This is a genomic window from Paucibacter soli, from assembly GCF_037482845.1.
Classification (GTDB): Bacteria; Pseudomonadota; Gammaproteobacteria; order Burkholderiales; family Burkholderiaceae_C; genus Paucibacter_B; species Paucibacter_B soli.
Genome location: NZ_JBBHJW010000008.1, coordinates 129,951 through 152,588, shown reverse-complemented (window position 1 = coordinate 152,588; position 22,638 = coordinate 129,951). Strand labels below are relative to the sequence as shown.

The window sequence follows — 22,638 nt, the reverse complement described above, 5'->3', positions numbered from 1 at the left end:
TAACATCCCAGGGCTGGAGCCCGACGATGTGTTGGTGATGTTGGTTGTGGCGCCCTGTAGTGGTGAAGGTTTGACGAAGGTCATGCCGGAAGCTGCGAAGGGACTAGGCGGGCGCAGTCCGTGAGCGATACTCCATCGCCAACGGCGCGCCCTTTGCTTTTGGCGAAACGTTGTTTTGTCGAATATGTTGCTGCTGGGCCTGGAGGCCGTAGGGCAGCGCAAACGAGAGCAAAAAAAGTGAATCTGGAACAGTACCTCCCCGTCATCCTCTTTATCTTGGTCGGCGCAGCGGTGGGTATAGTGCCCCAGGTTCTGGGCTTCCTGCTGGGGCCCAATCGGCCGGATCAGGCCAAGAACTCCCCCTATGAATGTGGCTTCGAGGCCTTTGAAGATGCGCGCATGAAATTCGATGTGCGCTATTACCTCGTGGCCATTCTCTTCATTTTGTTTGACCTGGAAATCGCCTTCCTGTTTCCCTGGGCCGTGGCCCTGCGTGAAATTGGAGCCACGGGTTTCTGGGCCATGATGATTTTCCTGGGCATTCTGGTCGTGGGCTTTGCCTACGAGTGGAAAAAGGGTGCCCTCGACTGGGAATGATGGTTGGCCCCTCGCCCAACGGTTACGTTGGGCGGTCCCCCGAGGGGATGCCAGCCTGGCGGCTGGCAAAGGGCCGGCTTGGGGCGGCCCGGCGCTCGGCCCCAAGTGGCCGCGAACGTTTGAAAGCTTGCAATGGGTATTGAAGGCGTTTTGAAGGAAGGCTTTGTCACCACCTCGGTGGACAAGCTGATCAACTGGTCCAAGACCGGTTCACTCTGGCCGATGACCTTTGGTCTGGCTTGCTGTGCGGTGGAGATGATGCATGCCGGTGCGGCGCGCTACGACATCGACCGCTTCGGCATGCTGTTTCGTCCGAGCCCGCGCCAGTCCGATCTGATGATCGTGGCTGGCACGCTGTGCAACAAGATGGCGCCCGCCCTGCGCAAGGTCTACGACCAGATGGCCGAGCCGCGCTGGGTGCTGTCGATGGGTTCCTGTGCCAACGGCGGCGGCTACTACCACTACAGCTATTCGGTGGTCCGGGGCTGCGACCGCATCGTGCCGGTGGACGTCTATGTGCCCGGTTGCCCGCCCACCGCCGAAGCCTTGCTCTATGGCATCTTGCAGCTGCAGGCCAAGATCCGCCGTGAGAACACCATCGCACGCTGAAGGCTGCCATCAATGAGCAAACTCGATACCTTGCAGGCCGCGCTGGAGAAGGTGCTGGCCGGCCAGATCATGGAACTCAAGCGCGAGTTCGACGAAATCACCATCCGCGTCTCGCCCGCCGACTATCTGGCCGTGGCCAAGACGCTGCGCGACCATTCGGAACTGCGCTTCGAGCAATTGATCGACCTGTGCGGCCTGGACTACAGCGCCTATGGCGACGGTGGCCATGAAGGTCCGCGTTATGCAGTGGCCTCGCAGCTGCTGTCGGTCAACAAGAACTGGCGCCTGCGCCTGAAGGTGTTCTGCGCCGACGACGACTTCCCCTGCGTGGCGGCCGTGACGCCGATCTGGAACTCGGCGAACTGGTTCGAGCGCGAAGCCTTCGATCTGTTCGGCATCATCTTCGAGGGCCATGAGGACCTGCGTCGCATCCTGACCGACTATGGCTTCATCGGCCATCCGATGCGCAAGGACTTCCCGACCCAGGGCAATGTGGAAATGCGCTACGACGCGGAACAGAAGCGCGTGATCTATCAGCCGGTGACGATTGAGCTGCGTGAGATCACGCCACGCGTCATCCGCGAAGACAACTACGGCGGGATCTGATCCAAATGGCCGACATCAAGAACTACACCCTCAATTTCGGGCCTCAGCATCCGGCCGCGCACGGCGTGCTGCGCCTGGTGCTGGAACTCGACGGCGAAGTGATCCAGCGTGCCGATCCGCATATCGGCCTGCTGCACCGCGCCACCGAGAAGCTGGCCGAGAGCAAGACCTATATCCAGTCGTTGCCCTATATGGACCGTCTGGACTATGTGTCGATGATGGCCAACGAGCATGCCTACTGCCTGGCGATCGAGAAGATGCTGGGCGTGGACGTGCCGCTGCGTGCGCAGTACATCCGCGTGATGTTTGCCGAGATTACGCGCCTGCTGAACCACCTGCTGTGGATCGGCGCGCATGGTATCGACTGCGGCGCCATGAACATCCTGATCTACGCCTTCCGCGAGCGCGAGGATCTGTTCGATATGTACGAGGCGGTGTCGGGTGCGCGCATGCACGCGGCCTACTTCCGTCCGGGTGGCGTCTACCGCGACCTGCCCGACAGCATGGCGCAGTACAAGGTCTCCAAGATCAAGAACGCCAAGACCATTGCGATGCTGAACGAAAACCGTTCGGGCACGCTCTTGGACTTTATCGACGACTTCTGCGCACGCTTCCCCAAGAATGTCGACGACTACGAAACCCTGCTGACCGACAACCGCATCTGGAAGCAGCGCACCGTGGGCATCGGCGTCGTCAGCCCCGAGCGCGCGCTGAACATGGGCTTCACCGGTCCGATGCTGCGTGGTTCGGGCATCGCCTGGGATCTGCGCAAGACCCAGCCCTACGATGTCTACGCCCAGATGGACTTCGACATCCCGGTGGGCACCAACGGCGATACCTACGACCGCTACCTGGTGCGCATGGAAGAGATGCGCCAGTCCAACCGCATCATCAAGCAATGCGTGGACTGGCTGCGCGCCAACCCCGGCCCGGTCATCACCGACAACCACAAGGTGGCGCCGCCCGCCCGTGTCGACATGAAGTCGAACATGGAAGAGCTGATCCACCACTTCAAGCTCTTCACCGAAGGCTTCCGCGTGCCCGAGGGCGAGGCCTATGTGGGCGTCGAGCATCCCAAGGGCGAGTTCGGCATCTACATCGTCAGCGATGGTGCCAACAAGCCCTACCGCCTGAAGATCCGTGCCCCCGGCTTCTCGCATCTGGCCGCGCTGGACGAGATGGCCAAGGGCCACATGATTGCCGACGCCGTTGCCATCATCGGCACCATGGATATTGTTTTTGGTGAGATCGATCGATGAGCGCCACCACCTATGTGATCAGCGAGGCCACGCGCGCTCGCTTTGACCGCGAAGTCGCGAAGTACCCGGCCGAGCAGAAGCAGTCGGCCGTGATGGCCTGCCTGGCCATCGTGCAGCAGGAGCAGGGCTATGTCTCGCGCGAGAGCGAAGACGCCATCGCCGCCTACCTGGGCATGCCGGCCATCGCCGTGTACGAGGTCACGACCTTCTACAACATGTACAACCAGCGCCAGCTGGGCAAGTTCAAGTTGAACGTCTGCACCAACCTGCCTTGCCTGCTGCGCAACGGCCAGCAGGCCTTGGACCATCTGTGCCAGAAGCTGGGCGTGGAAGAGGGCGGCACCACCGCAGATGGCCTGTTCACCGTGCAGAAATGCGAATGCCTGGGCGCCTGCGCCGATGCGCCGGTGATGCTGGTGAACGATCGCCAGATGTGCAGCTTCATGAGTCATGAGCGCCTCGACGAACTCGTCGACGTGCTCAAGGCCAATTCCAACAATTCGGCCAAGAACTGAGGGAAGAGAAATAGCATGCTGGATCTCTCCAAGTTTCAAGCCAAGGGCGTCGAAACCTGTTTCCATGATCGCCACCTTGGGGCCCAGATATATGCCGGCCTGAACGGCAGCAACTGGAGCCTGAAGGACTACGAGGCACGCGGCGGTTATGCCGCGCTGCGCAAGATCCTGGGCAAGGATGGCGGCGAAGGATTGACGACGGACCAGGTGATTGCCGAGGTGAAGACCTCGGGCCTGCGCGGCCGCGGCGGTGCGGGCTTCCCCACCGGGCTGAAGTGGAGCTTCATGCCGCGCCAGTTCCCCGGCGCCAAATACCTGGTCTGCAATTCCGACGAGGGCGAGCCCGGTACCTGCAAGGACCGCGACATCCTCATGTACAACCCCCACATCGTCATCGAAGGCATGGCGATTGCCGCCTATGCGATGGGCATCAAGGTGGGCTACAACTACATCCACGGCGAGATCTTCGAGGTCTACGAGCGCTTCGAGGCGGCCCTGGAAGAGGCGCGCGCCGCCGGCCTGCTGGGCGACCACATCCTGGGCTCGGATTTCAGCTTCCAGCTGCACGCCCACCATGGTTTCGGCGCCTATATCTGCGGCGAGGAAACCGCACTGCTGGAATCGCTGGAAGGCAAGAAGGGCCAGCCGCGCTTCAAGCCGCCGTTCCCGGCCAGTTTCGGCCTCTACGGCAAGCCCACCACCATCAACAACACCGAGACCTTCGCGGCGGTGCCCTGGATCATCCGCAACGGCGGCCAGCCCTATCTCGAGATCGGCAAGCCCAACAACGGCGGCACCAAGATCTTCTCGGTCTCGGGCGATGTCGAGCGCCCTGGCAACTACGAGGTGCCGCTGGGCACGCCCTTCGCCAAGCTGCTGGAGCTGGCCGGTGGCGTGCGCAAGGGTCGCACGCTCAAGGCCGTGATTCCCGGTGGTTCGTCGGCACCGGTGCTGCCGGCCGCGACCATGATGGAATGCACCATGGACTACGACTCCATCGCCAAGGCCGGCTCGATGCTGGGCTCGGGTGCGGTGATCGTGATGGACGACAGCCGCTGCATGGTCAAGAGCCTGCTGCGCCTCTCGTACTTCTACGCGCATGAGAGCTGCGGCCAGTGCACGCCCTGCCGCGAAGGCACGGGCTGGATGCACCGCGTGGTCGAGCGTATCGCCAACGGCCATGGCAAGCCCGAGGACATCGACTTGCTGAACTCGGTGGCCGACAACATCCAGGGCCGCACCATCTGCGCGCTAGGCGATGCCGCGGCCATGCCGGTGCGCGCCATGATCAAGCATTTCAAGCACGAGTTCGTGCACCTGATCGAACACAAGACGGCCCTGGTGCCGGCCGCTGCCTAAGCGCAGGAAGAGATATGGTTGAAATCGAACTCGACGGCAAGAAGGTAGAGGTCCTGGAAGGCAGCATGGTGATGCATGCGGCCGAAAAGGCCGGCACCTACATCCCGCATTTCTGCTACCACAAGAAGCTCTCCATCGCCGCCAACTGCCGCATGTGCCTGGTGGACGTGGAGAAGGCACCCAAGCCCATGCCGGCCTGCGCCACCCCGGTGACGCAGGGCATGATCGTGCGCACCAAGAGCGACAAAGCCATCAAGGCCCAGCAGGGCGTGATGGAGTTCCTGCTCATCAACCATCCGCTGGACTGCCCGATCTGCGACCAGGGTGGTGAGTGCCAGCTGCAGGATCTGGCGGTGGGCTATGGCGGCACGAAGAGCCGCTACACCGAAGAAAAGCGCGTGGTCTTCCACAAGAACGTGGGCCCGCTGATCTCCATGGAGGAGATGAGCCGCTGCATCCATTGCACCCGCTGCGTGCGCTTTGGCCAGGAGATTGCCGGCCAGATGGAGCTGGGCATGGCGCATCGCGGCGAGCACAGTGAGATCCAGACCTTTGTCGGCCGCACGGTGGATTCCGAGCTGTCCGGCAACATGATCGACATCTGCCCGGTGGGTGCTCTCACCAGCAAGCCCTTCCGCTACAGCGCCCGCACCTGGGAGCTGTCGCGCCGCAAGAGCGTCAGCCCGCATGACTCCACCGGCGCCAACCTGATCGTGCAGGTCAAGGGTAACCAGGTGATGCGCGTGGTGCCGCTGGAGAACGAAGAGGTCAACGAATGCTGGATCGCCGACCGCGACCGCTTCTCCTACGAGGCCCTCAACAGCGACGCCCGCCTGACCCAGCCCATGATCAAGCAGGGCGGCCAGTGGAAGGAAGTCGACTGGAGCGTGGCGCTTGAGTATGTGGCCAAGGGCCTGCAGGGCATCAAGAGCCAGCAAGGTGCTGCCAGCATCGCTGCCCTGGGTTCGGCGCATAGCACGGTCGAAGAGTTGCACCTGCTGGCCTCGCTGGTGCGCGGCCTGGGCAGCGAGAACATCGACTACCGCCTGCGCCACGCCGCCTTCGACAACCGGGCCGAGGCCGGCAAGGCACATTGGCTGGGCGGCTCGATCGCCTCGCTGAGCCAGTTGGACCGTGCCTTCGTGATCGGTTCCTTCCTGCGCAAGGACCACCCGCTGTTCGCGCAGCGCCTGCGCCAGGCCGCTCGCCACGGCGCCAAGGTACTGAGCCTGCATGCCAGCGAGGACGACTGGCTGCTGCCGGTGGCCGCACGCATCACCGCGGCGCCCAGCGCCTGGGTGCAGGAGCTGGCCAATGTCGCCGCTGCCATCGCCGCAGCGAATGGCGCACAAGCCCCCGCCGCTGGCCAGGCCACCGAGGCCGCCAAGGCCATCGCCGCTGCGCTGCTGAGCGGCTCGCGTAAGGCCGTGCTGCTGGGCAACGCCGCCGCCGAGCATCCGCAGGCCGCCAGCCTCCTGAGCCTGGCCAACTGGATCGGCGCGCAGACCGGCGCCAGCGTCGGCTACCTGACCGCCGCCGCCAACACGGTGGGCGCGCAGCTGGTGAATGCCATGCCGGGGCAGGGCGGTGCGAACGCCGCCGAGATCCTGGGTGCAAATCCTGACAAGGGCGCCAAGGCCTTGCTGCTGCTGAATACCGACCCGCTGCTGGACGCCGCCAACCCGGCCGCCGCCGCCAAGGCGCTGGACGCTGCCGACATGGTGGTGGTGCTGAGCCCCTTCAAGTCGGGCATGGACTACGCCGATGTGCTGCTGCCCACCGCGCCCTTCACCGAGACCTCGGGCAGCTTCGTGAATGCCGAGGGTCGCCTGCAGAGCTTTGTCGGTGTGGTGAAGCCGCTGGGTGAAACCCGCCCGGGCTGGAAGATCCTGCGCGTGCTGGGCAATCTGCTGGGCCTGCAAGGCTTTGGCCATGAGAGTTCCGAGCAGGTGCGTGCCGAGGCCCTGGGTGTGGATGCCGATCTGAGCGCGCGTCTGAGCAACGCCGGCCAGGCCGCCGTGGTGTTCGGCCAGGCGAGCGATGTCGAGCGCATCGCCGACCTGCCCATCTACGCCAGCGATGCCCTGGTGCGCCGCGCCAGCTCGCTGCAGCTGAGCACCGACGCGCGCCGGGCCGCCGTGGCGCGCGTGTCCAAGGCGCTGTGGCAACAACTCGGCCTTGCCGAGGGTGGCCGCATCAGCGTGAGCCAGGACGGTGCCGGCTCGGCCGAGTTGGCCGCCCAATTGGATGCCAGCCTGCCCGCCAATGTGGTGCGCGTGCCGGCCGGCCTGCCCGAGACGGCCGCCCTCGGCGCCGCCTTCGGCAGCCTGACGATTGCCAAGGTGTAATCCATGATCGACAGCCTTTATCAATCCGGCAACGCGCTCCTGGGGGGCTTCTGGCCCGTCATCTGGAGCCTGCTCAAGATCGTCGCGGTGGTGGCACCGCTGATGTTGTTCGTCGCCTACCTGACGCTGTGGGAGCGCAAGGCCATCGGCTGGACGCAGATCCGTCCGGGCCCGAACCGCGTCGGCCCCTACGGCCTGCTGACCCCGATTGCCGATGCGGTGAAGCTGATCTTCAAGGAGATCATCATCCCGACGGCGGCCAACAAGGGCCTGTACTTCCTCGGCCCCATCATGACCATCATGCCGGCCCTGGCGGCCTGGGCGGTGGTGCCCTTCGGCCCGCAGGCCGCGGTGGCGGACGTGAATGCCGGCCTGCTGTTCCTGATGGCCATCACCTCGCTGGAGGTCTACGGCGTCATCATCGCCGGCTGGGCATCGAACTCGAAGTACGCCTTCCTGGGCGCGCTGCGCGCCTCGGCCCAGATGGTGTCCTATGAAATCGCGATGGGCTTTGCCCTGGTGATCGTGCTGATGGTCACCGGCAGCATGAATATGAGCCAGATCGTGATCTCGCAGGAGACCGGCCGCTTCGCCGACCTGGGGCTGAACTTCCTGTCCTGGAACTGGCTGCCGCTGCTGCCGATCTTCGTCGTCTACTTCATCTCGGGCCTGGCCGAAACCAACCGCCACCCCTTCGACGTGGTGGAAGGCGAGTCGGAAATCGTTGCCGGCCACATGATCGAGTACTCGGGCATGTCGTTCGCGATGTTCTTCCTGGCCGAATACGCCAACATGATCCTGGTCTCGACCCTGACCGCGGTGATGTTCCTGGGCGGCTGGTCGGCACCGATCTCCTGGAGCCTCCTGGGCATGGAGACGCCGGCCCTCATCAAGGCCACGCTGCCGCTGTGGAACTGGTTCTGGCTGTTCGCCAAGATGTTCGTCGTCGTCACCATGTTCCTGTGGGTGCGCGCCACCTTCCCCCGCTTCCGCTACGACCAGATCATGCGTCTGGGCTGGAAGATCTTCATTCCCGTGACGCTGATCTGGCTGGTCGTTGTTGGCCTGTGGATCCAGTCGCCGTTCAACATCTGGAAGTGATTGACATGAGTTCAGTCAGCCATTTCTTCAAGAGCTTCTTGCTCACCGAGCTGTTCAAGGGCATGGCCCTGACCGGCCGGCATTTCCTGTCGCGCAACATCACGGTGCAGTTCCCGGAAGAGAAGACGCCGCTGTCGCCGCGCTTCCGTGGCCTGCATGCGCTGCGCCGCTACGACAACGGTGAAGAGCGCTGCATCGCCTGCAAGCTCTGCGAGGCGGTGTGCCCGGCGATGGCCATCACCATCGAGTCGGATGTGCGCGAGGACGGCAGCCGCCGCACCACGCGCTACGACATCGACCTCACCAAGTGCATCTTCTGCGGCTTCTGCGAGGAGAGCTGCCCGGTGGATTCGATCGTCGAGACACCGATCTTCGAGTACCACGGCGAGAAGCGCGGCGACCTCTACTTCACCAAGGACATGCTCCTGGCCGTGGGCGACCGCTACGAAAAAGAGATCGCAGCCACCAAGGAGGCCGACGCCAAGTACCGCTGATGGCCGAGGGTCAGGTCTTGCGCCTGGCCTCCCACACAGCTGACGCTTGCAGGATTCCCATGCAAACAACCACTGCGCTGTTCTACGTTTTCTCGGCCGTCTTGCTGGCCTCTTCGTTCCGTGTCATCACGGCCAAGAGCACCGTGCATTCGGCCCTGTTCCTGATCCTGGCCTTCTTCACCGGCTCCTGCATCTGGATGCTCTTGAAGGCCGAGTTCCTGGCGATCGCCCTGGTGCTGGTCTATATCGGCGCCGTGATGGTGCTGTTCCTGTTCGTGGTGATGATGCTGGACATCAACACCGACAGCATCCGCCAGGGCTTCTGGAAGCATCTGCCGCTGGCGGGCCTGGTGGGCGCCTTCATTGCGCTGGAAATGGCCGCGGTGCTGATGAGCGGCTTCCGCCTCAGCGAGGCGCCGGCGCTGGACCCGGTCTCGGCCCAACTGGGCAATAGCAAGATGCTGGGCATTGCGATCTACACGCAATACCTGTACCCGCTGCAGATCGCCGCCGTGCTGCTGCTGGTGGCCATCATCGCCGCGATTGCGCTGACGCTGCGCCGCCGCAAGGATTCGCGCTACCAGGACCCGGCCGAGCAGGTCAAGGTCAAGAAGGCCGACCGCCTGCGCGTGCTGAAGATGCAGGCAACGGTGCAAGCACCGGCGGCTGCCGCCGACAAGAACGAAGGAGCCGCATGATGGGTGCGCTGACCCTGGGCCATTTCCTCACGCTGGGCGCGCTGCTGTTCGCGCTCTCCGTGATAGGCATCTTCATGAACCGCAAGAACCTGATCGTCATCCTGATGGCGATCGAGCTGATGCTGCTGGCGGTGAATCTGAACTTCGTGGCCTTCTCGCACTACCTAGGCGACATGGCGGGCCAAGTCTTTGTGTTCTTCATCCTGACCGTGGCGGCCGCCGAATCGGCGATCGGCCTGGCGATCCTGGTGGTGTTGTTCCGCAACCGCGCCAGCATCAATGTGGAAGAACTGGACGCCTTGAAGGGCTGATAAGAACATGTCCGCACAACTCTCACAGAACCTGCTGCTGGCGGTGCCGCTAGCGCCCCTGGCCGGTGCCATCGCGGCCGGCTTCTTCGGCAAGCAGATCGGTCGCCGCGGCGCCCACACGCTCACCATCCTGGGCGTGCTGATCGCCTTCATCATCTCGGCCATGACGCTGAACGCGGTGGCCGTTGACGGCGCGCGTTTCAACCAGACCGTCTACGAATGGATGGTGCTGGGCGGGCTGAAGATGGAGGTCGGCTTCCTGGTCGATGGCCTCACCGCCATGATGATGTGCGTGGTGACCTTCGTCTCGCTGATGGTGCATATCTACACCATCGGCTATATGGAGGAAGACCCCGGCTACCAGCGCTTCTTCGCCTACATCTCGCTGTTCACCTTCTCCATGCTGATGCTCGTGATGAGCAACAACATGCTGCAGCTGTTCTTCGGCTGGGAGGCGGTGGGCCTGGTGTCGTATCTCTTGATCGGCTTCTGGTACACCAAGCCGACGGCGATCTTCGCCAATATGAAGGCCTTCCTGGTGAATCGCGTCGGTGACTTCGGCTTCATCCTGGGCATCGGCCTGCTGGTCGCCTATGGCGGCTCGCTCAACTACGCCGAAACCTTTGCCAAGGCGGGCGAGCTGGCGCAGATCAAGTTCCCGGCGCCGCTCTGGGGCTCGGACTGGATGATGCTGAGCGTGGCCTGCATCTGCCTGTTCATCGGTGCGATGGGCAAGTCGGCGCAGTTCCCCCTGCATGTCTGGCTGCCCGATTCGATGGAAGGCCCGACCCCGATCTCCGCGCTGATCCACGCCGCCACCATGGTGACGGCCGGCATCTTTATGGTCGCCCGCATGAGCCCGCTGTTCGAGCTCAGCGACACAGCGCTGAACTTCGTGCTCATCATCGGCGCCATCACCGCGCTCTTCATGGGCTTCCTGGGCATCATCCAGAACGACATCAAGCGCGTGGTGGCCTACTCGACGCTGTCGCAGCTGGGCTATATGACGGTGGCGCTGGGTGCCTCGGCCTACTCGGTGGCGGTGTTCCACCTGATGACGCATGCCTTCTTCAAGGCGCTGCTGTTCCTCGGCGCGGGCTCGGTCATCATCGGCATGCACCACGACCAGGACATCCGCAATATGGGCGGCCTGCGCAAGTACATGCCCATCACCTGGATCACCTCGCTCTTGGGCTCGCTGGCTCTGATCGGCACGCCGCTGTTCTCAGGCTTCTATTCCAAGGACTCGATCATCGAGGCGGTGCACGCCAGCCATCTGCCGGGTGCGCAGTTCGCCTACTTTGCGGTGATCGTGGGCGTGTTCGTCACCGCCTTCTATTCCTTCCGCATGTACTTCCTGGTCTTCCATGGCAAGGAACATTTCCATCACAAGCCCTTCCCGCAGGAAGATGCGGCCGAGCATGACGCGCATCACGGTCATGACGAGGACCATACGCCGCACGAGTCTCCCTGGGTGGTGACGGCGCCGCTGGTGCTGCTGGCGATCCCCTCGGTGGTGATCGGTTACCTCACCATCCAGCCCATGCTGTTCGGCGACTTCTTCAAGGATGCGATCTTCGTCAACCACGAGGTCCACCATGCGATGGAAGAGCTGGCGCATGAGTTCCACGGCGCGGTGGCGATGGCCACGCATGGCCTGACGGCGCTGCCGTTCTGGCTGGCGCTGGGCGGCGTGCTGACGGCCTATGTCTTCTACATGGTCGCGCCCAGCATCCCGGCCACCATCGCGCGTGTCTTCAGGCCGGTCGTGAACCTGCTGGAGAACAAGTACTACATGGACTGGATCAACGAGAACATCTTCGCCGCCGCGGCGCGCGCCATCGGCGTGGGCCTGTGGAAGGGCGGCGACGGCGCGCTGATCGATGGTGTGCTGATCAATGGTTCGGCCAAGGCGGTGGGCGGCATTGCCGGCCTGGTGCGCCGCGTCCAGACCGGCCACCTGTACTGGTATGCCCTGGTGATGATTCTGGGCGTCATTGGCTTGATGACCTGGCAGCTGTGGCCTTACATCGGGCCCCAATTCAGAGCCTTGGCGGGTTTCTGATCCGGGCGGAGAACAAGAATGTCCTTGCTTAGTATTTCCATCTGGTTGCCCATCGTCAGCGGCCTCGTGCTGCTGGCCCTGGGGCGTGACGACCAGGCCAAGACCGTGCGCTGGCTGGCCCTGGTGGCCGCCGTCACCAGCTTCCTGGTGACGCTGCCGCTCATCACCGGCTTCGACACCAGCACTGCCGCCGCTCAGTTCGGCGAGAACCTGCCCTGGATCGAGCGCTTCAACATCCGCTACCACCTGGGCGTGGACGGCATCTCGATGTGGTTCGTGCCGCTCACCGCCTTCATCACCGTGATCGTGGTGCTGGGTGCCTGGGAGGTGATCCAGACCCGCGTGAACCAATACATGGGCGCCTTCCTGGTGCTCTCGGGCCTGATGGTCGGCGTGTTCTGCGCGCTCGACGGCATGCTGTTCTACGTGTTCTTCGAGGCCACGCTGATTCCGATGTACATCATCATCGGCGTCTGGGGCGGCCCGCGGCGCGTCTATGCGGCCTTCAAGTTCTTCCTCTACACGCTGGCCGGCTCGCTCCTGATGCTGGTGGCCTTGCTCTACCTGTACTACAAGTCGGGTGGCAGCTTCGACATCCTCACCTGGCACAAGCTGCCGCTGCCGCTGAACGCGCAGACCCTGCTGTTCTTCGCCTTCCTGGCCGCCTTCTCGGTGAAGGTGCCGATGTGGCCGGTGCATACCTGGCTGCCGGACGCCCACGTCGAAGCGCCCACCGGCGGCTCGGTGGTGCTGGCCGCCATCATGCTGAAGCTGGGCGCCTACGGCTTCCTGCGCTTCTCGCTGCCGATCGCGCCCGACGCAGCGCGCGAATACGCCTGGTTCATCATCGCGCTCTCGCTGATCGCGGTGGTCTACATCGGCCTGGTGGCCCTGGTGCAGAAGGACATGAAGAAGCTGGTGGCCTATTCGTCCATCGCCCACATGGGTTTCGTGACGCTGGGCTTCTTCATCTTCAACGAGCTGGGTGTTTCGGGCGGCATCGTGCAGATGATCTCGCACGGCTTTGTCTCGGGTGCGATGTTCCTCTCCATCGGCGTGCTCTACGACCGCGTGCATTCGCGTGAGATCGCCGACTACGGCGGCGTGGTCAACACCATGCCCAAGTTCGCCGCCTTCGCGCTCTTCTTCGCCATGGCCAACTGCGGCCTGCCGGCCACCGGTGGCTTCGTCGGCGAGTGGATGGTGATCCTGGGCACGGTGAAGGCCGACTTCTGGCTCGGTGCGATCGCCGCCACCGCCCTGGTGTTCGGCGCCGCCTACACCTTGTGGATGTACAAGCGCGTCTATTTCGGCGCCATTGGCAACGACCATGTGCGCGAACTCACGGACATCAATGGCCGCGAGTTCCTGATGATGGCGCTGCTGGCCGCGGCGGTGCTGTGGATGGGCGTGTATCCCAAGCCCTTCACCGATGTGATGCATGTCTCGGTCACCGAGCTGCTCAAGCATGTGGCCATCTCGAAGCTCTGAGGGCCGATAAGCAAATGAACACCCAAATGAATTGGCTCGCGGTTTACCCCGAAATCGTCCTGCTGGGCATGTCCTGCCTGGTGGCGCTGGTGGACCTGTTCGTCACCGACCCGCGCCGCACGCCGACCTACTGGCTGACCCAGCTGACGCTGGCGGTGCTGGCCGGCATGCACTTCAGCTACTTCAACGCTGGCGGCACCGTCTATGCGATGCAGGGTATGGTGGTGTCCGACCCCATGGGCCATCTGCTGGCGGCCTTCGCGGCCGTGGCCACCATCGTCACACTGGTCTATGCGCGCCCCTACGCCGAGTCGCGCGAGATGCTCAAGGGCGAGCTGTTCACGCTCAGCCTGCTGGCCTATCTGGGCATCTGCATCATGGTGTCGGCCAACAACTTCCTGGTCATCTACCTTGGCCTGGAGTTGATGAGCCTGTCGCTCTACACCCTGGTGGCGCTGCGCCGTGACCATGCGGTGTCGACCGAGGCCGCGATGAAGTACTTCGTGCTGGGCGCGCTGGCCAGCGGCTTCCTGCTCTACGGCCTGTCGATGATGTATGGCGCCACCGGTTCGCTGGCGATCCCGCGCGTCTTCGAGGTCATCAGCACCGGTGCCCCGAACAAGTCGGTACTGATCTTCGGCGTGGTCTTCGTGGTCGCCGGCCTGGCCTTCAAGCTCGGTGCCGCCCCCTTCCACATGTGGGTGCCCGACGTCTACCAGGGCGCGCCCACCGCCGCCACGCTGCTGCTGGGCGGTGCGCCCAAGCTGGCCGCCTTTGCCATCACCATCCGCCTGCTGGTGGAAGGCATGCTGGGCCTGGCGGTGGACTGGCAGCAGATGCTGATCGTGCTGGCGCTGATGTCGCTCTTGGTCGGCAATCTGGCCGCCATCGCGCAGACCAACCTCAAGCGCATGCTGGCCTACTCCACCATCGCGCAGATGGGCTTCATGCTGCTGGGCCTGGCCTCGGGCGTGGTCAACAACAACACGCTCTCGGCCGCCAATGCCTACAGCTCGGCGATGTTCTACGCCGTGACCTATGTGCTGACCACGCTGGGCAGCTTCGGCATGATCATGCTGCTGTCGCGCCAGGGCCATGAGTCCGAAGAGATCAGCGACCTGGCCGGCCTGGCCAAGCGCAGCCCCTGGTATGCGCTGGTGATGACCATCTTCATGTTCTCGCTCGCGGGCATCCCGCCCACGGCCGGCTTCTACGCCAAGCTGTCGGTGCTGCAGGCCCTGGTGTCCACCAATGTGCAGCTCTATCTGTGGCTGGCGGTGGCGGCGGTGCTGGTGTCGCTGGTGGGCGCCTTCTACTACCTGCGCGTCATTAAGGTAATGTTCTTCGACGAACCCAGCGATCGCTCGGCGCTCGGCGCGCCCATCGACGTGCGCCTGGTGATGTCGCTGAACGGTGCCGCGGTGCTCGCCTTCGGCCTGCTGCCCGGCGGCCTGATGAATATGTGCGCCCAGGCCATCGTGCGTACGCTGGCGAGCTGAGCCTCAGGTCGCGTCGATGAATCAGACCGCGGCCGTCTGGCTGGTGCTGCTGGTTGCACTGGTTTCGGCCAATCTGCCTTACTTCAGCACGCGCATCCTGCTGCTCGGGCCGGCTCGCCACCCCAAGGCGGTGGGCTGGCGCCTGCTGGAGCTGTTGCTGATGGCCTGCCTGACCCTGGGCCTGGGCTTTGCGCTGGAGGCCCGCATGGGCCAGCGCCAGCCTCAAGGCTGGGAGTTCTATGCCGCCGGCCTGTGCCTCTTCATCACCCTGGGCTTTCCGGGCTTTGTCTGGCGCTATCTGCGCCGCGGCCGGCATGAAGACTGACAGCGACGATGCGCATCTGCGCGAGCATTGCATCGAATCGGCCGCGGTCTACGAGGGTCATTTCCTGCACGTGCGGCGCGACCGCGTGCGCCTGCCCGATGGCCGCGAGGCGGCGCGCGAGTACATCCGCCATCCCGGCGCGGTGATGATCGTGCCGCTGCTGGACGATGGCCGCCTGCTGCTGGAGCGCCAGTACCGCTACCCGATGGGCCGGGTGATGCTGGAGTTCCCGGCCGGCAAGCTGGATGCGGGCGAGGGCGCCCTGGCCTGCGCCCGACGCGAGCTGCGCGAGGAAACCGGCTACCAGGCGCGCGAATGGGCCCATGCCGGCGTGCTGCACAACGCCATTGCCTATTCCGACGAGGGCATCGAGATCTTCTTTGCGCGCGGCCTCGAGCCCGGCGCGCGCCAGCTCGACGAGGGCGAATTCCTCGACCTGGTGAGCCATACCCCGGCCGAGCTCGATGCCATGGCGCAGGTGGGCGAACTCACCGACGCCAAGACCCTGGTGGCCATGCTCTGGCTGGCGCGCTGGCAGACGGGCCAATGGGCTTTGCACTGGCAGCCGGCGCACTGAGCAGCATCTGCCTATCATCCGAGCATGCTTGTCCTCAACCTGGCCTGCGAACATGGCCACAGCTTTGAAGCCTGGTTTGGCTCCGCGGCGGACTATGAGTCGCAGCAGCAGCGCCAGCTGGTGAGCTGCCCGATCTGCGGCAGCCAGGACATCAGCCGCATGCCCAGCGCTCCACGCCTGAATGTCTCGCACCTGCGCGCCGAACCGGCCGCGCTCAAGACCGCCCAGGCCCTGGCCGCCGTGCGACAGCTGATCGCCAACACCGAGGATGTCGGCGAGCGCTTTGCCGAAGAGGCGCGCCGCATCCACTATGGCGAGGCCGAGGAGCGCGGCATCCGGGGCCGCGCCAGCGCCGAACAGACGCGCGAGCTGGTGGAGGAGGGCATCGCCGTGCTACCCCTGCCGATGGCCGACGCGCTCAAGGGCACGCTGCAATAGCACTGCTGACATGTTTGGGATCCGTCGCACCATGACCTGCGGCTATATTCCCGATCGCACGTAAGCTGCCCCCCGCGCCCTGGCCGTCCGGCCAGGGCGACTCTTTGCCTCTCACTAGAACTCTCGGAGCCCACATGCGTGAGTCCCTGCTCGCTGTTGCCATCGCCCTTGCCCTGGTGGCTTGCAGCAAACCCTCCAACGACGCACCCGCCGGAGCCGGCGAGGCCAAGGCGGCCTCGGTGGCGGCAGGCGCCGACAGCAAGCCGCTGCTGGTGGCTGCCGTTGACCTGCGCGCCCTGGATCTGAGCAGCTTTGCCAGCGGCCCGGTGATCACCGGGTCGATCCAGCCGGAGCGCCGCGCCGATCTGCGCGCCGAGGTCTCGGCCATCGTGCTGCAGGTGCTGAAGGAGAACGGCGAGCCGGTACGCCGCGGCGACCTGCTGGTGCGCCTGGATGACACCGCGATTCGCGACAGCTTGGCCTCGGCCGAGGAAGCCGCGCGCGCCGCCGGCCAAAGCTTCGAGCAGGCCGAGCGCCAGTACCAGCGCCTCAAGACCCTGCAGGCCCAGGGCATGAGCTCGATCCAGGCCACCGAGGACGCCGAGATCCGCCGCAACAACGCGCAAAGCGATCTGGTGGCGGCCAAGGCCCGCGCCGCCACCGCGCGTCAGCAGCTGCAGCGCACCGAGGTGCGCGCGCCCTTCGACGGCGTGGTGAGCGAGCGCAAGGTCTCGGCCGGCGACACCGCCCAGGTGGGCAAGGAGCTGGTCAAGGTGATAGATCCGCAAAGCCTGCGCTTCGAGGGCCTGGTGGCCGCCGATCGCCTGGCCGAACTGAAGGTCGGCCAGGGCGTGCATTTCCGCGTCAACGGCTATGGCAACAGCGGCTTCAGCGGCAAGGTCAAACGCGTGGACGTGGCGGCCAATGCCACCACGCGTCAGGTCGAGGTAATGGTGGCCTTTGCCGAGGGCGAAAAGCCCAAGGCCGCCGGCCTCTATGCCGAGGGCCATGTCGAGTCCAGCGCCAGCCAGGCCCTGCTGCTGGAAGACGCCGCCGTGCAGCGCGTGGGCGACAAGAGCTATGCCTGGCGACTGCAGGGCGGCCGCCTGAACAAGGTGGAAGTGCAGCTGGGCGCACGCGATGTGCGCACCGGCAACTACGCGGTGCTGAGCGGCCTGAAGGCCGGCGACCAGGTGCTGGCCAAGCCCGGCAGCACGCTCAAGGATGGCCAGAGCGTCGAGCTGCTGAAGGTGGCCGCGCAATCCTCCCCGACCGGAAAGTAAACCATGTTTCTTTCAGACTTCAGCATCAAGAAGCCGATCGCCACGATCGTCATCATCATCTCGGTGATGTGCCTGGGCTTGATGGCCCTGAAGAAGCTGCGCGTCAACTCGATCCCGGATGTGCAGGAGCCGATGCTGTTTCTGAGCATCGCCTACCCGGGCGCCTCGCCGGACACGGTGGAGCGCGAGGTGGTGAACCGCGTCGAGAAATCGCTGCAGGGCCTATCGGGCGTGCGCAAGGTCAACTCGACCTCGCGCGAGGGCGCGGCCGAGTTCCAGCTGATCTTCAACTTCAGCAAGAACCTGATCGAGGCCGCCGACGATGTGCGCAATGCCATCGCCACGGTGCGCTACAAGCTGCCGGTCGAAATGCGCGAGCCGGTGCTGCAGCGCTTCGACGTCTCGGCACAGCCGGTGATGCAGCTGGCGCTCTCGTCCACCACGCAGAGCCATGCCGAGATCAGCCGGCTGGCCGAGGACCAACTGGCCGACAAGTTCCGCAGCATCCCGGGCGTGGCCACGGTAGCGGTGAACGGCGCGCTGCGCCGCGAGCTGAGCGTGCTGCTGCGCGCCGAGAAGCTGCGCGAGTACAACGTCTCGGTCACCGAGGTGGTGGCGGCGCTGCGCGCACAGAACATCTCGGTGCCGGTGGGCAAGGTGCGCGGCCAGATGGAGGACCAGAGCATCCGCCTGCAGGGCCGCATTGAATCGCCCGCCGACTTCCAGCAGGTGGTGGTCAAGCACATGGGCAGCGAGTCGATCCGCCTGGGGCAGCTGGCCCAGATCGGCGACGGCTTTGCCGAACTCGCCAGCTTCAGCGTGCGCAATGGCCGGCCCAATGTGGGCATCTCCATCACGCGCACCCGCGACGCCTCCACCGTCACGGTGGCGGCCGAGGTCAACAAGATGGTGGCCAAGCTGGCCCCCACGCTCAGCCAGGGCACCACCCTGGAGGTGACGCGCGACGAGGGCAAGGAATCGCAGGAGAACCTCGACAACGTCATCCACGCCCTGGTGTTCGGTGCCGGGCTGACGATTGCGGTGGTCTATGTGTTCCTGAACTCCTGGCGCTCCACCATGATCACGGCGCTGAGCCTGCCGACCTCGGTGATCGCCGCCTTCATCGCCGTCTGGCTGTGCGGCTTCACGCTCAACTTCATGAGCCTGCTGGGCCTGTCGCTGGCGATCGGCGTGCTGATCGACGACGCCATCGTGGTGCGCGAGAACATCGTGCGCCATATGGAGCGCGGCGCCGATCGCCGCACCGCGGCGCTCAACGGCACGGCCGAGATCGGCCTGGCCGTCGCCGCCACCACCTTCTCCATCGTCGCCGTGTTCATTCCGGTGGCCTTCATGCCGGGCGTGTCGGGCGAATGGTTCCGCCCCTTCGGCCTGACCGTGGTGGCCTCGGTGCTGGTGAGCCTGTTGATCTCCTTCACGCTGGACCCGATGCTGTCGGCCTTCTGGGGCGACCCACCGGGCGAGCAGCACAAGCCCAGGACCGGCATCAGCCGCCAGCTGCAGCGCTTCAACAACTGGTTCGACCACCAGTCCGACCGCTATGGCCGCGTGATCGCCTGGGCCCTCCATCACCGCCGCTGGATGGCGGTGTTTGCGGTCGGCAGCCTGGTTGCCGCGGTAGTGCTGGCGGCCAAGTTCCTCGGCACCAGCTTCCTGCCGACCTCGGACGCCGGCATGGTGGTGGTGAATGTGCGCACGCCCGCCAGCACCAACCTGGAATATGCCAAGCTCAAGCTGGAGGCGGCCGCCACGCTGGCACGCGGCCTGCCCGAGACCGTGGCCACCAACAGCCGCGTTAGGGTGGGTGGCGGCACCATCTATGTGGACCTGGGCAAGGCCAAGCAGCGCAAGCGCTCGGCCGAGGAGATTGCCGCGGACCTGCGCGGCAAGGTCTCGCGTCTGGTGGGTGCCGAGTACACGGTGCAGGACAACCTCAACAACGGCGGCCAGAAGCCGGTGCAGATCCAGTTCAACGGCACCGATGCGCGCAGGCTGCTGGACATCAGCAACGACTTCATCGCCAAGCTGCGCGAGGTCAAGGGCGCGGTGGACGTGGGCCTGTCCGAGCAGGATCCGCAGAACGAGCTGCAGATCGAGCTGAACCGCGGGCTGGCGAATTCGCTGGGCATCTCGGTGGGCGATGCGGCCCAGGCCCTGCGCGTGGCCTTTGCCGGCGTGGAGGTGGGCGACTGGGTCGACCCCACCGGCGAGACGCGCGACGTGGCGGTGCGCCTGCACCCCGACGACCGCGTGGAGCTCAGCAATATCGAGCGCCTGCCGGTGTCGGTGGCGGGCACCAACCGCATGGTGCCGCTGGAGCAGATCGCCAGCATACGCATGGGCCGCGGCCCCTCGCAGATCGAGCATGCCAATGGCAAGCGCACCATCACGGTGTCGGCCAATGCGCATGAGCGCTCGCCCGGCGAGGTCACCGCCGATGCGCTGAAGATCGCCAAGGCAATCGACTTCCCGCCCGGCTTCGGCCTGGAGCTGGGCGGCGATTCGGAAACCCAGAACGAGGTCTTCGGTGCCATGTTCATCGCGCTGATCAGCGGCGTCGGCCTGATGTATCTGATCCTGGTCATGCAGATGGGCTCGTTCACCGCGCCGCTGGGGGTGATGCTGTCGCTGCCGCTGTCGCTGATCGGCGTGGTGGTGGCGCTGCTGCTCACCAAGGGCACGCTCAATCTGATGAGCTTCATCGGCATCATCATGCTGATGGGCCTGGTGGCCAAGAACGCCATCCTGCTGCTGGATGCGGCGCGCCAGGAAGAGGCCGAGGGCATGGATCGCGAGGAGGCCCTGATGCATGCGGGCCGCAAGCGCCTGCGGCCCATCCTGATGACCACCTTTGCGCTCATTGCCGGCATGCTGCCGGTGGCCATAGGCGTGGGCGACGGCGGCGAGTTCTACCGCCCGATGGCGGTGGCCATCATCGGCGGCACCATCACCTCGACCCTCTTGACCCTGCTGGTGGTGCCTAGCTTCTACGACAGCATCGAGATCGCCAAGGACCGCATGTTCGCCAAGTTCCACCGCCGCGTGCTGCGCTGGAATGCCCTGGTGGCCTTCGTGCTGACCTTTGTCGAGGCCATCCTGGCGCTGACGCTGGTGCGCTTCCTGTTCCGCATGCTGCTCAAGCTGGGCGGTCTGGCACGCGGCCGCAAGGCCAGCGTGCAGCCGGTCGGAGCCGACTGAGCCCGCGCACAAAGGCCCGGAAGGGGTTTTGTGGCTGGCTCAGAGCAATCTGTTGGGATTCATCAGGCCCTGGGGATCCAGGGCCTTTTTGATGGCGCGCATCAATGTGAGGGCCACCGGGTGCTTGCGGCGCGCCAGCTCATCGCGCTTGAGCTGGCCTATGCCATGCTCGGCCGAGATCGAACCGCCATGCGCCAGCACCGCGTCGAACACCAGCTGGTTGACCGCATGCTCCTGCTCGCGCAGAAAGCCCGCCGCGTCCATGCCCTCGGGTGCCTGCACGTTGTAGTGCAGATTGCCGTCGCCCAGGTGGCCGAAGTCCACCAACCGGATGCCCGGCCAGCGCGCCTGCAGCGCGGCGTCGGTGCTGGTGACGAAGGCTGGGATGCGCGAGACGGGCAGGGCGATGTCGTGCTTGATATTGAGCCCTTCCTCGCTCTGCGCCAGCGGGATGGACTCGCGCAGCTGCCAGAGCGCCTGCGATTGCTGCAGGCTTTCGGCCACCACGGCATCGTGGATCAGGCCCTGCTCCAGCGCGGCCTCCAGCAGGCCCTCGAAGACCGCGCGGGCATGGGCCTCGCTCTCGCTGTCGGAGAGCTCCAGCAGCACGGTCCAGGGCTGCGGCCCCAGCGGCTGCGCCAGCTGCGGGAAATGCCTGGCCACCAGGCCGAGCGCAAAGCCGTTCATGACTTCGAAACCGGTCAGGCTTGCGCCGGCGCGGGCCTGGGCCAGGCCCAGCAGGGCCACCGCCGCCTCCAGGCTGGCGCAGGCGGCCAGCGCCGTCATCTGCGCCAGCGGCGCCGGATAGAGCTTGAGCGTGGCCGCGGTGATGATGCCCAGCGTGCCCTCGCTGCCGATGTAGAGATCGCGCAGGTCGTAGCCGCTGTTGTCCTTGCGCAGGCCGCTCAGGCCGTCCCAGATCTCGCCCTGTGGCGTCACCACCTCCAGCCCCAGGCACAGCTCGCGCGCATTGCCATAACGCAGCACCTGCGTGCCACCGGCATTGCTGGCCAGGTTGCCGCCTATGGTGCAGCTGCCCTCGGCGGCCAGGCTGAGCGGGAACAAGAGGCCCGCAGCGGCCGCGGCCTCCTGCACCGCCTGCAAGACGCAGCCGGCCTCGACGGTGAGGGTGAGATTGGCGGCGTCCAGCTCGCGCACGCGGTTCAGGCGCTGCAGGCTCAGCAGCAGCTGCGCGCCGCTGGCGTCGGGCACACCAGCGCCCACCAGGCCGGTGTTGCCGCCCTGCGGCACGATGCTCACGCCATGCGTGGCGGCCAGCTTGACGGCGGCCGCAACCTCGGCCGTGCTGCCGGGGCGCAGCACGGCCAGGGCCTTGCCGGCATAGCGCTTGCGCCAGTCGCGCTCGTAGGCGGACAGGTCGCCCTCGCTGAGCACCTGGGCGGGGCCCAGCGCCGCGCGCAGCGCGCTCAGCAGCGCTTCATGGCTCATGCCTGCTTGGCCGCCGCGAGGCGCTGGCGCACCTGCATCGCGCAGGCGACGAAGATGGCCACGCTCAGCAGCACTTCCAGCAGCGCCAGGGCCTGCGAGAGCCCATGCTCGCTGGTGGCGCGCACGGCACCCTCGGCGAAATAGAGCCAGATCATCAGGCTCAGCCAACGGAAGGTGTAGAGCCGGTAGCGCCACAGCCCCAGCAAGGGCAGCAGCAGCGGCAGGGCCTTGAGGGCCAGGGTACCGCGGCCGGTGGGCGCCAGCCACAGCTCCCAGGCCAGGCAGAGCAGGAACAGCATGGCCACGCTGGCCAGGGCGAGGTTGCGCGAGCGCGCTTCCTGCGGCCGCGGCTGGCTGCGCAGGGAGGGTGACTGAGGGGTATCCATTGACATGTT

The 22,638-nt window shown here is 65.2% G+C and carries 21 protein-coding genes; 19 read left to right on the top strand and 2 right to left on the bottom strand.

Annotated features, from left to right (window positions below; translation table 11 throughout):
- Positions 1-237 precede the first annotated feature (237 nt).
- The 19 genes from WG898_RS17100 to WG898_RS17010 all read left to right on the top strand — a co-directional run bounded on the left by WG898_RS17100 (position 238) and on the right by WG898_RS17010 (position 20,794).
- Complete coding sequence (locus WG898_RS17100; protein ID WP_339604006.1) at positions 238-597, top strand: NADH-quinone oxidoreductase subunit A; 360 nt, start codon at positions 238-240, stop codon at positions 595-597.
- A 132-nt stretch (positions 598-729) separates the two neighbouring features.
- Positions 730-1,206: a NuoB/complex I 20 kDa subunit family protein gene (locus WG898_RS17095; protein ID WP_046113908.1), complete on the top strand. Its 477-nt coding sequence runs from the start codon at positions 730-732 to the stop codon at positions 1,204-1,206.
- Positions 1,207-1,218: 12 nt separating this feature from the next.
- Positions 1,219-1,812: an NADH-quinone oxidoreductase subunit C gene (locus tag WG898_RS17090; protein WP_339604005.1), complete on the top strand. Its 594-nt coding sequence runs from the start codon at positions 1,219-1,221 to the stop codon at positions 1,810-1,812.
- Positions 1,813-1,817: 5 nt separating this feature from the next.
- Positions 1,818-3,071 carry an NADH-quinone oxidoreductase subunit D gene (locus tag WG898_RS17085; RefSeq protein ID WP_339604004.1) on the top strand — a complete coding sequence of 418 codons (1,254 nt, stop codon included), beginning with the start codon at positions 1,818-1,820 and terminating at the stop codon, positions 3,069-3,071.
- Complete coding sequence (locus WG898_RS17080; protein ID WP_339604003.1) at positions 3,068-3,586, top strand: NADH-quinone oxidoreductase subunit NuoE family protein; 519 nt, start codon at positions 3,068-3,070, stop codon at positions 3,584-3,586. The genes WG898_RS17085 and WG898_RS17080 overlap by 4 nt, the downstream gene beginning before the upstream one ends.
- A 15-nt stretch (positions 3,587-3,601) precedes the next feature.
- The gene (gene nuoF / locus WG898_RS17075) at positions 3,602-4,945 is read left to right on the top strand and encodes an NADH-quinone oxidoreductase subunit NuoF (protein WP_339604002.1); all 1,344 of its coding nucleotides are present in this window, start codon (positions 3,602-3,604) and stop codon (positions 4,943-4,945) included.
- Between the two features lie 14 nt (positions 4,946-4,959).
- Positions 4,960-7,293 carry an NADH-quinone oxidoreductase subunit NuoG gene (gene nuoG, locus WG898_RS17070; protein ID WP_339604001.1) on the top strand — a complete coding sequence of 778 codons (2,334 nt, stop codon included), beginning with the start codon at positions 4,960-4,962 and terminating at the stop codon, positions 7,291-7,293.
- A 3-nt stretch (positions 7,294-7,296) separates the two neighbouring features.
- Positions 7,297-8,394 (top strand): NADH-quinone oxidoreductase subunit NuoH, encoded by a 1,098-nt coding sequence (gene nuoH / locus WG898_RS17065; RefSeq protein WP_339604000.1) that lies wholly within the window; start codon positions 7,297-7,299, stop codon positions 8,392-8,394.
- Between the two features lie 5 nt (positions 8,395-8,399).
- On the top strand, positions 8,400-8,888 hold the full coding sequence (gene nuoI, locus WG898_RS17060; RefSeq protein ID WP_339603999.1) for an NADH-quinone oxidoreductase subunit NuoI: 489 nt from the start codon (positions 8,400-8,402) through the stop codon (positions 8,886-8,888).
- A 59-nt stretch (positions 8,889-8,947) separates the two neighbouring features.
- Positions 8,948-9,586 (top strand): NADH-quinone oxidoreductase subunit J, encoded by a 639-nt coding sequence (locus WG898_RS17055; RefSeq protein WP_339603998.1) that lies wholly within the window; start codon positions 8,948-8,950, stop codon positions 9,584-9,586.
- A complete protein-coding gene (nuoK, locus tag WG898_RS17050; RefSeq protein ID WP_339603997.1) occupies positions 9,586-9,897 on the top strand; it encodes an NADH-quinone oxidoreductase subunit NuoK in 312 nt (103 codons plus the stop codon). Before WG898_RS17055 ends, nuoK begins: the two co-directional genes overlap by 1 nt.
- A 7-nt stretch (positions 9,898-9,904) precedes the next feature.
- Positions 9,905-11,962 carry an NADH-quinone oxidoreductase subunit L gene (nuoL, locus tag WG898_RS17045; protein WP_339603996.1) on the top strand — a complete coding sequence of 686 codons (2,058 nt, stop codon included), beginning with the start codon at positions 9,905-9,907 and terminating at the stop codon, positions 11,960-11,962.
- Between the two features lie 18 nt (positions 11,963-11,980).
- The gene (locus tag WG898_RS17040) at positions 11,981-13,453 is read left to right on the top strand and encodes an NADH-quinone oxidoreductase subunit M (protein ID WP_339603995.1); all 1,473 of its coding nucleotides are present in this window, start codon (positions 11,981-11,983) and stop codon (positions 13,451-13,453) included.
- A gap of 14 nt (positions 13,454-13,467) precedes the next feature.
- Complete coding sequence (nuoN, locus tag WG898_RS17035; RefSeq protein WP_339603994.1) at positions 13,468-14,952, top strand: NADH-quinone oxidoreductase subunit NuoN; 1,485 nt, start codon at positions 13,468-13,470, stop codon at positions 14,950-14,952.
- A 16-nt stretch (positions 14,953-14,968) separates the two neighbouring features.
- On the top strand, positions 14,969-15,277 hold the full coding sequence (locus WG898_RS17030; protein ID WP_339603993.1) for a DUF2818 family protein: 309 nt from the start codon (positions 14,969-14,971) through the stop codon (positions 15,275-15,277).
- On the top strand, positions 15,267-15,854 hold the full coding sequence (locus tag WG898_RS17025; protein ID WP_339603992.1) for an NUDIX domain-containing protein: 588 nt from the start codon (positions 15,267-15,269) through the stop codon (positions 15,852-15,854). Before WG898_RS17030 ends, WG898_RS17025 begins: the two co-directional genes overlap by 11 nt.
- 24 nt (positions 15,855-15,878) lie before the next feature.
- On the top strand, positions 15,879-16,292 hold the full coding sequence (locus WG898_RS17020; protein WP_339603991.1) for a DUF1178 family protein: 414 nt from the start codon (positions 15,879-15,881) through the stop codon (positions 16,290-16,292).
- Positions 16,293-16,426: 134 nt separating this feature from the next.
- Positions 16,427-17,575, top strand: coding sequence for an efflux RND transporter periplasmic adaptor subunit (locus WG898_RS17015; protein ID WP_339603990.1), 1,149 nt, complete (start codon positions 16,427-16,429; stop codon positions 17,573-17,575).
- A 3-nt stretch (positions 17,576-17,578) separates the two neighbouring features.
- A complete protein-coding gene (locus tag WG898_RS17010; protein WP_339603989.1) occupies positions 17,579-20,794 on the top strand; it encodes an efflux RND transporter permease subunit in 3,216 nt (1,071 codons plus the stop codon).
- A gap of 39 nt (positions 20,795-20,833) precedes the next feature.
- On the opposite strand, the gene WG898_RS17005 is transcribed toward WG898_RS17010, so the two are convergent.
- Together WG898_RS17005 and WG898_RS17000 are read right to left on the bottom strand one after the other, a co-directional pair.
- Complete coding sequence (locus tag WG898_RS17005; RefSeq protein WP_339603988.1) at positions 20,834-22,243, bottom strand: FAD-binding oxidoreductase; 1,410 nt, start codon at positions 22,241-22,243, stop codon at positions 20,834-20,836.
- Positions 22,240-22,629 carry a DUF2069 domain-containing protein gene (locus tag WG898_RS17000; protein ID WP_339603987.1) on the bottom strand — a complete coding sequence of 130 codons (390 nt, stop codon included), beginning with the start codon at positions 22,627-22,629 and terminating at the stop codon, positions 22,240-22,242. The genes WG898_RS17005 and WG898_RS17000 overlap by 4 nt, the downstream gene beginning before the upstream one ends.
- Between the last annotated feature and the right edge of the window lie 9 nt (positions 22,630-22,638).

What these genes read in the sequence shown, in the direction of transcription:
- WG898_RS17005 (WP_339603988.1), bottom strand. Translation starts at nt 22,243, where the DNA reads ATGAGCCATGAAGCGCTGCTGAGCGCGCTGCGCGCGGCGCTGGGCCCC.
- WG898_RS17025 (WP_339603992.1), top strand. Translation starts at nt 15,267, where the DNA reads ATGAAGACTGACAGCGACGATGCGCATCTGCGCGAGCATTGCATCGAA.
- WG898_RS17085 (WP_339604004.1), top strand. Translation starts at nt 1,818, where the DNA reads ATGGCCGACATCAAGAACTACACCCTCAATTTCGGGCCTCAGCATCCG.
- nuoL (WP_339603996.1), top strand. Translation starts at nt 9,905, where the DNA reads ATGTCCGCACAACTCTCACAGAACCTGCTGCTGGCGGTGCCGCTAGCG.
- WG898_RS17090 (WP_339604005.1), top strand. Translation starts at nt 1,219, where the DNA reads ATGAGCAAACTCGATACCTTGCAGGCCGCGCTGGAGAAGGTGCTGGCC.
- WG898_RS17015 (WP_339603990.1), top strand. Translation starts at nt 16,427, where the DNA reads ATGCGTGAGTCCCTGCTCGCTGTTGCCATCGCCCTTGCCCTGGTGGCT.
- nuoN (WP_339603994.1), top strand. Translation starts at nt 13,468, where the DNA reads ATGAACACCCAAATGAATTGGCTCGCGGTTTACCCCGAAATCGTCCTG.
- nuoH (WP_339604000.1), top strand. Translation starts at nt 7,297, where the DNA reads ATGATCGACAGCCTTTATCAATCCGGCAACGCGCTCCTGGGGGGCTTC.
- WG898_RS17095 (WP_046113908.1), top strand. Translation starts at nt 730, where the DNA reads ATGGGTATTGAAGGCGTTTTGAAGGAAGGCTTTGTCACCACCTCGGTG.
- WG898_RS17010 (WP_339603989.1), top strand. Translation starts at nt 17,579, where the DNA reads ATGTTTCTTTCAGACTTCAGCATCAAGAAGCCGATCGCCACGATCGTC.
- WG898_RS17000 (WP_339603987.1), bottom strand. Translation starts at nt 22,629, where the DNA reads ATGGATACCCCTCAGTCACCCTCCCTGCGCAGCCAGCCGCGGCCGCAG.
- WG898_RS17080 (WP_339604003.1), top strand. Translation starts at nt 3,068, where the DNA reads ATGAGCGCCACCACCTATGTGATCAGCGAGGCCACGCGCGCTCGCTTT.
- WG898_RS17020 (WP_339603991.1), top strand. Translation starts at nt 15,879, where the DNA reads ATGCTTGTCCTCAACCTGGCCTGCGAACATGGCCACAGCTTTGAAGCC.
- WG898_RS17055 (WP_339603998.1), top strand. Translation starts at nt 8,948, where the DNA reads ATGCAAACAACCACTGCGCTGTTCTACGTTTTCTCGGCCGTCTTGCTG.
- nuoI (WP_339603999.1), top strand. Translation starts at nt 8,400, where the DNA reads ATGAGTTCAGTCAGCCATTTCTTCAAGAGCTTCTTGCTCACCGAGCTG.
- nuoF (WP_339604002.1), top strand. Translation starts at nt 3,602, where the DNA reads ATGCTGGATCTCTCCAAGTTTCAAGCCAAGGGCGTCGAAACCTGTTTC.
- WG898_RS17040 (WP_339603995.1), top strand. Translation starts at nt 11,981, where the DNA reads ATGTCCTTGCTTAGTATTTCCATCTGGTTGCCCATCGTCAGCGGCCTC.
- WG898_RS17030 (WP_339603993.1), top strand. Translation starts at nt 14,969, where the DNA reads ATGAATCAGACCGCGGCCGTCTGGCTGGTGCTGCTGGTTGCACTGGTT.
- nuoK (WP_339603997.1), top strand. Translation starts at nt 9,586, where the DNA reads ATGGGTGCGCTGACCCTGGGCCATTTCCTCACGCTGGGCGCGCTGCTG.
- nuoG (WP_339604001.1), top strand. Translation starts at nt 4,960, where the DNA reads ATGGTTGAAATCGAACTCGACGGCAAGAAGGTAGAGGTCCTGGAAGGC.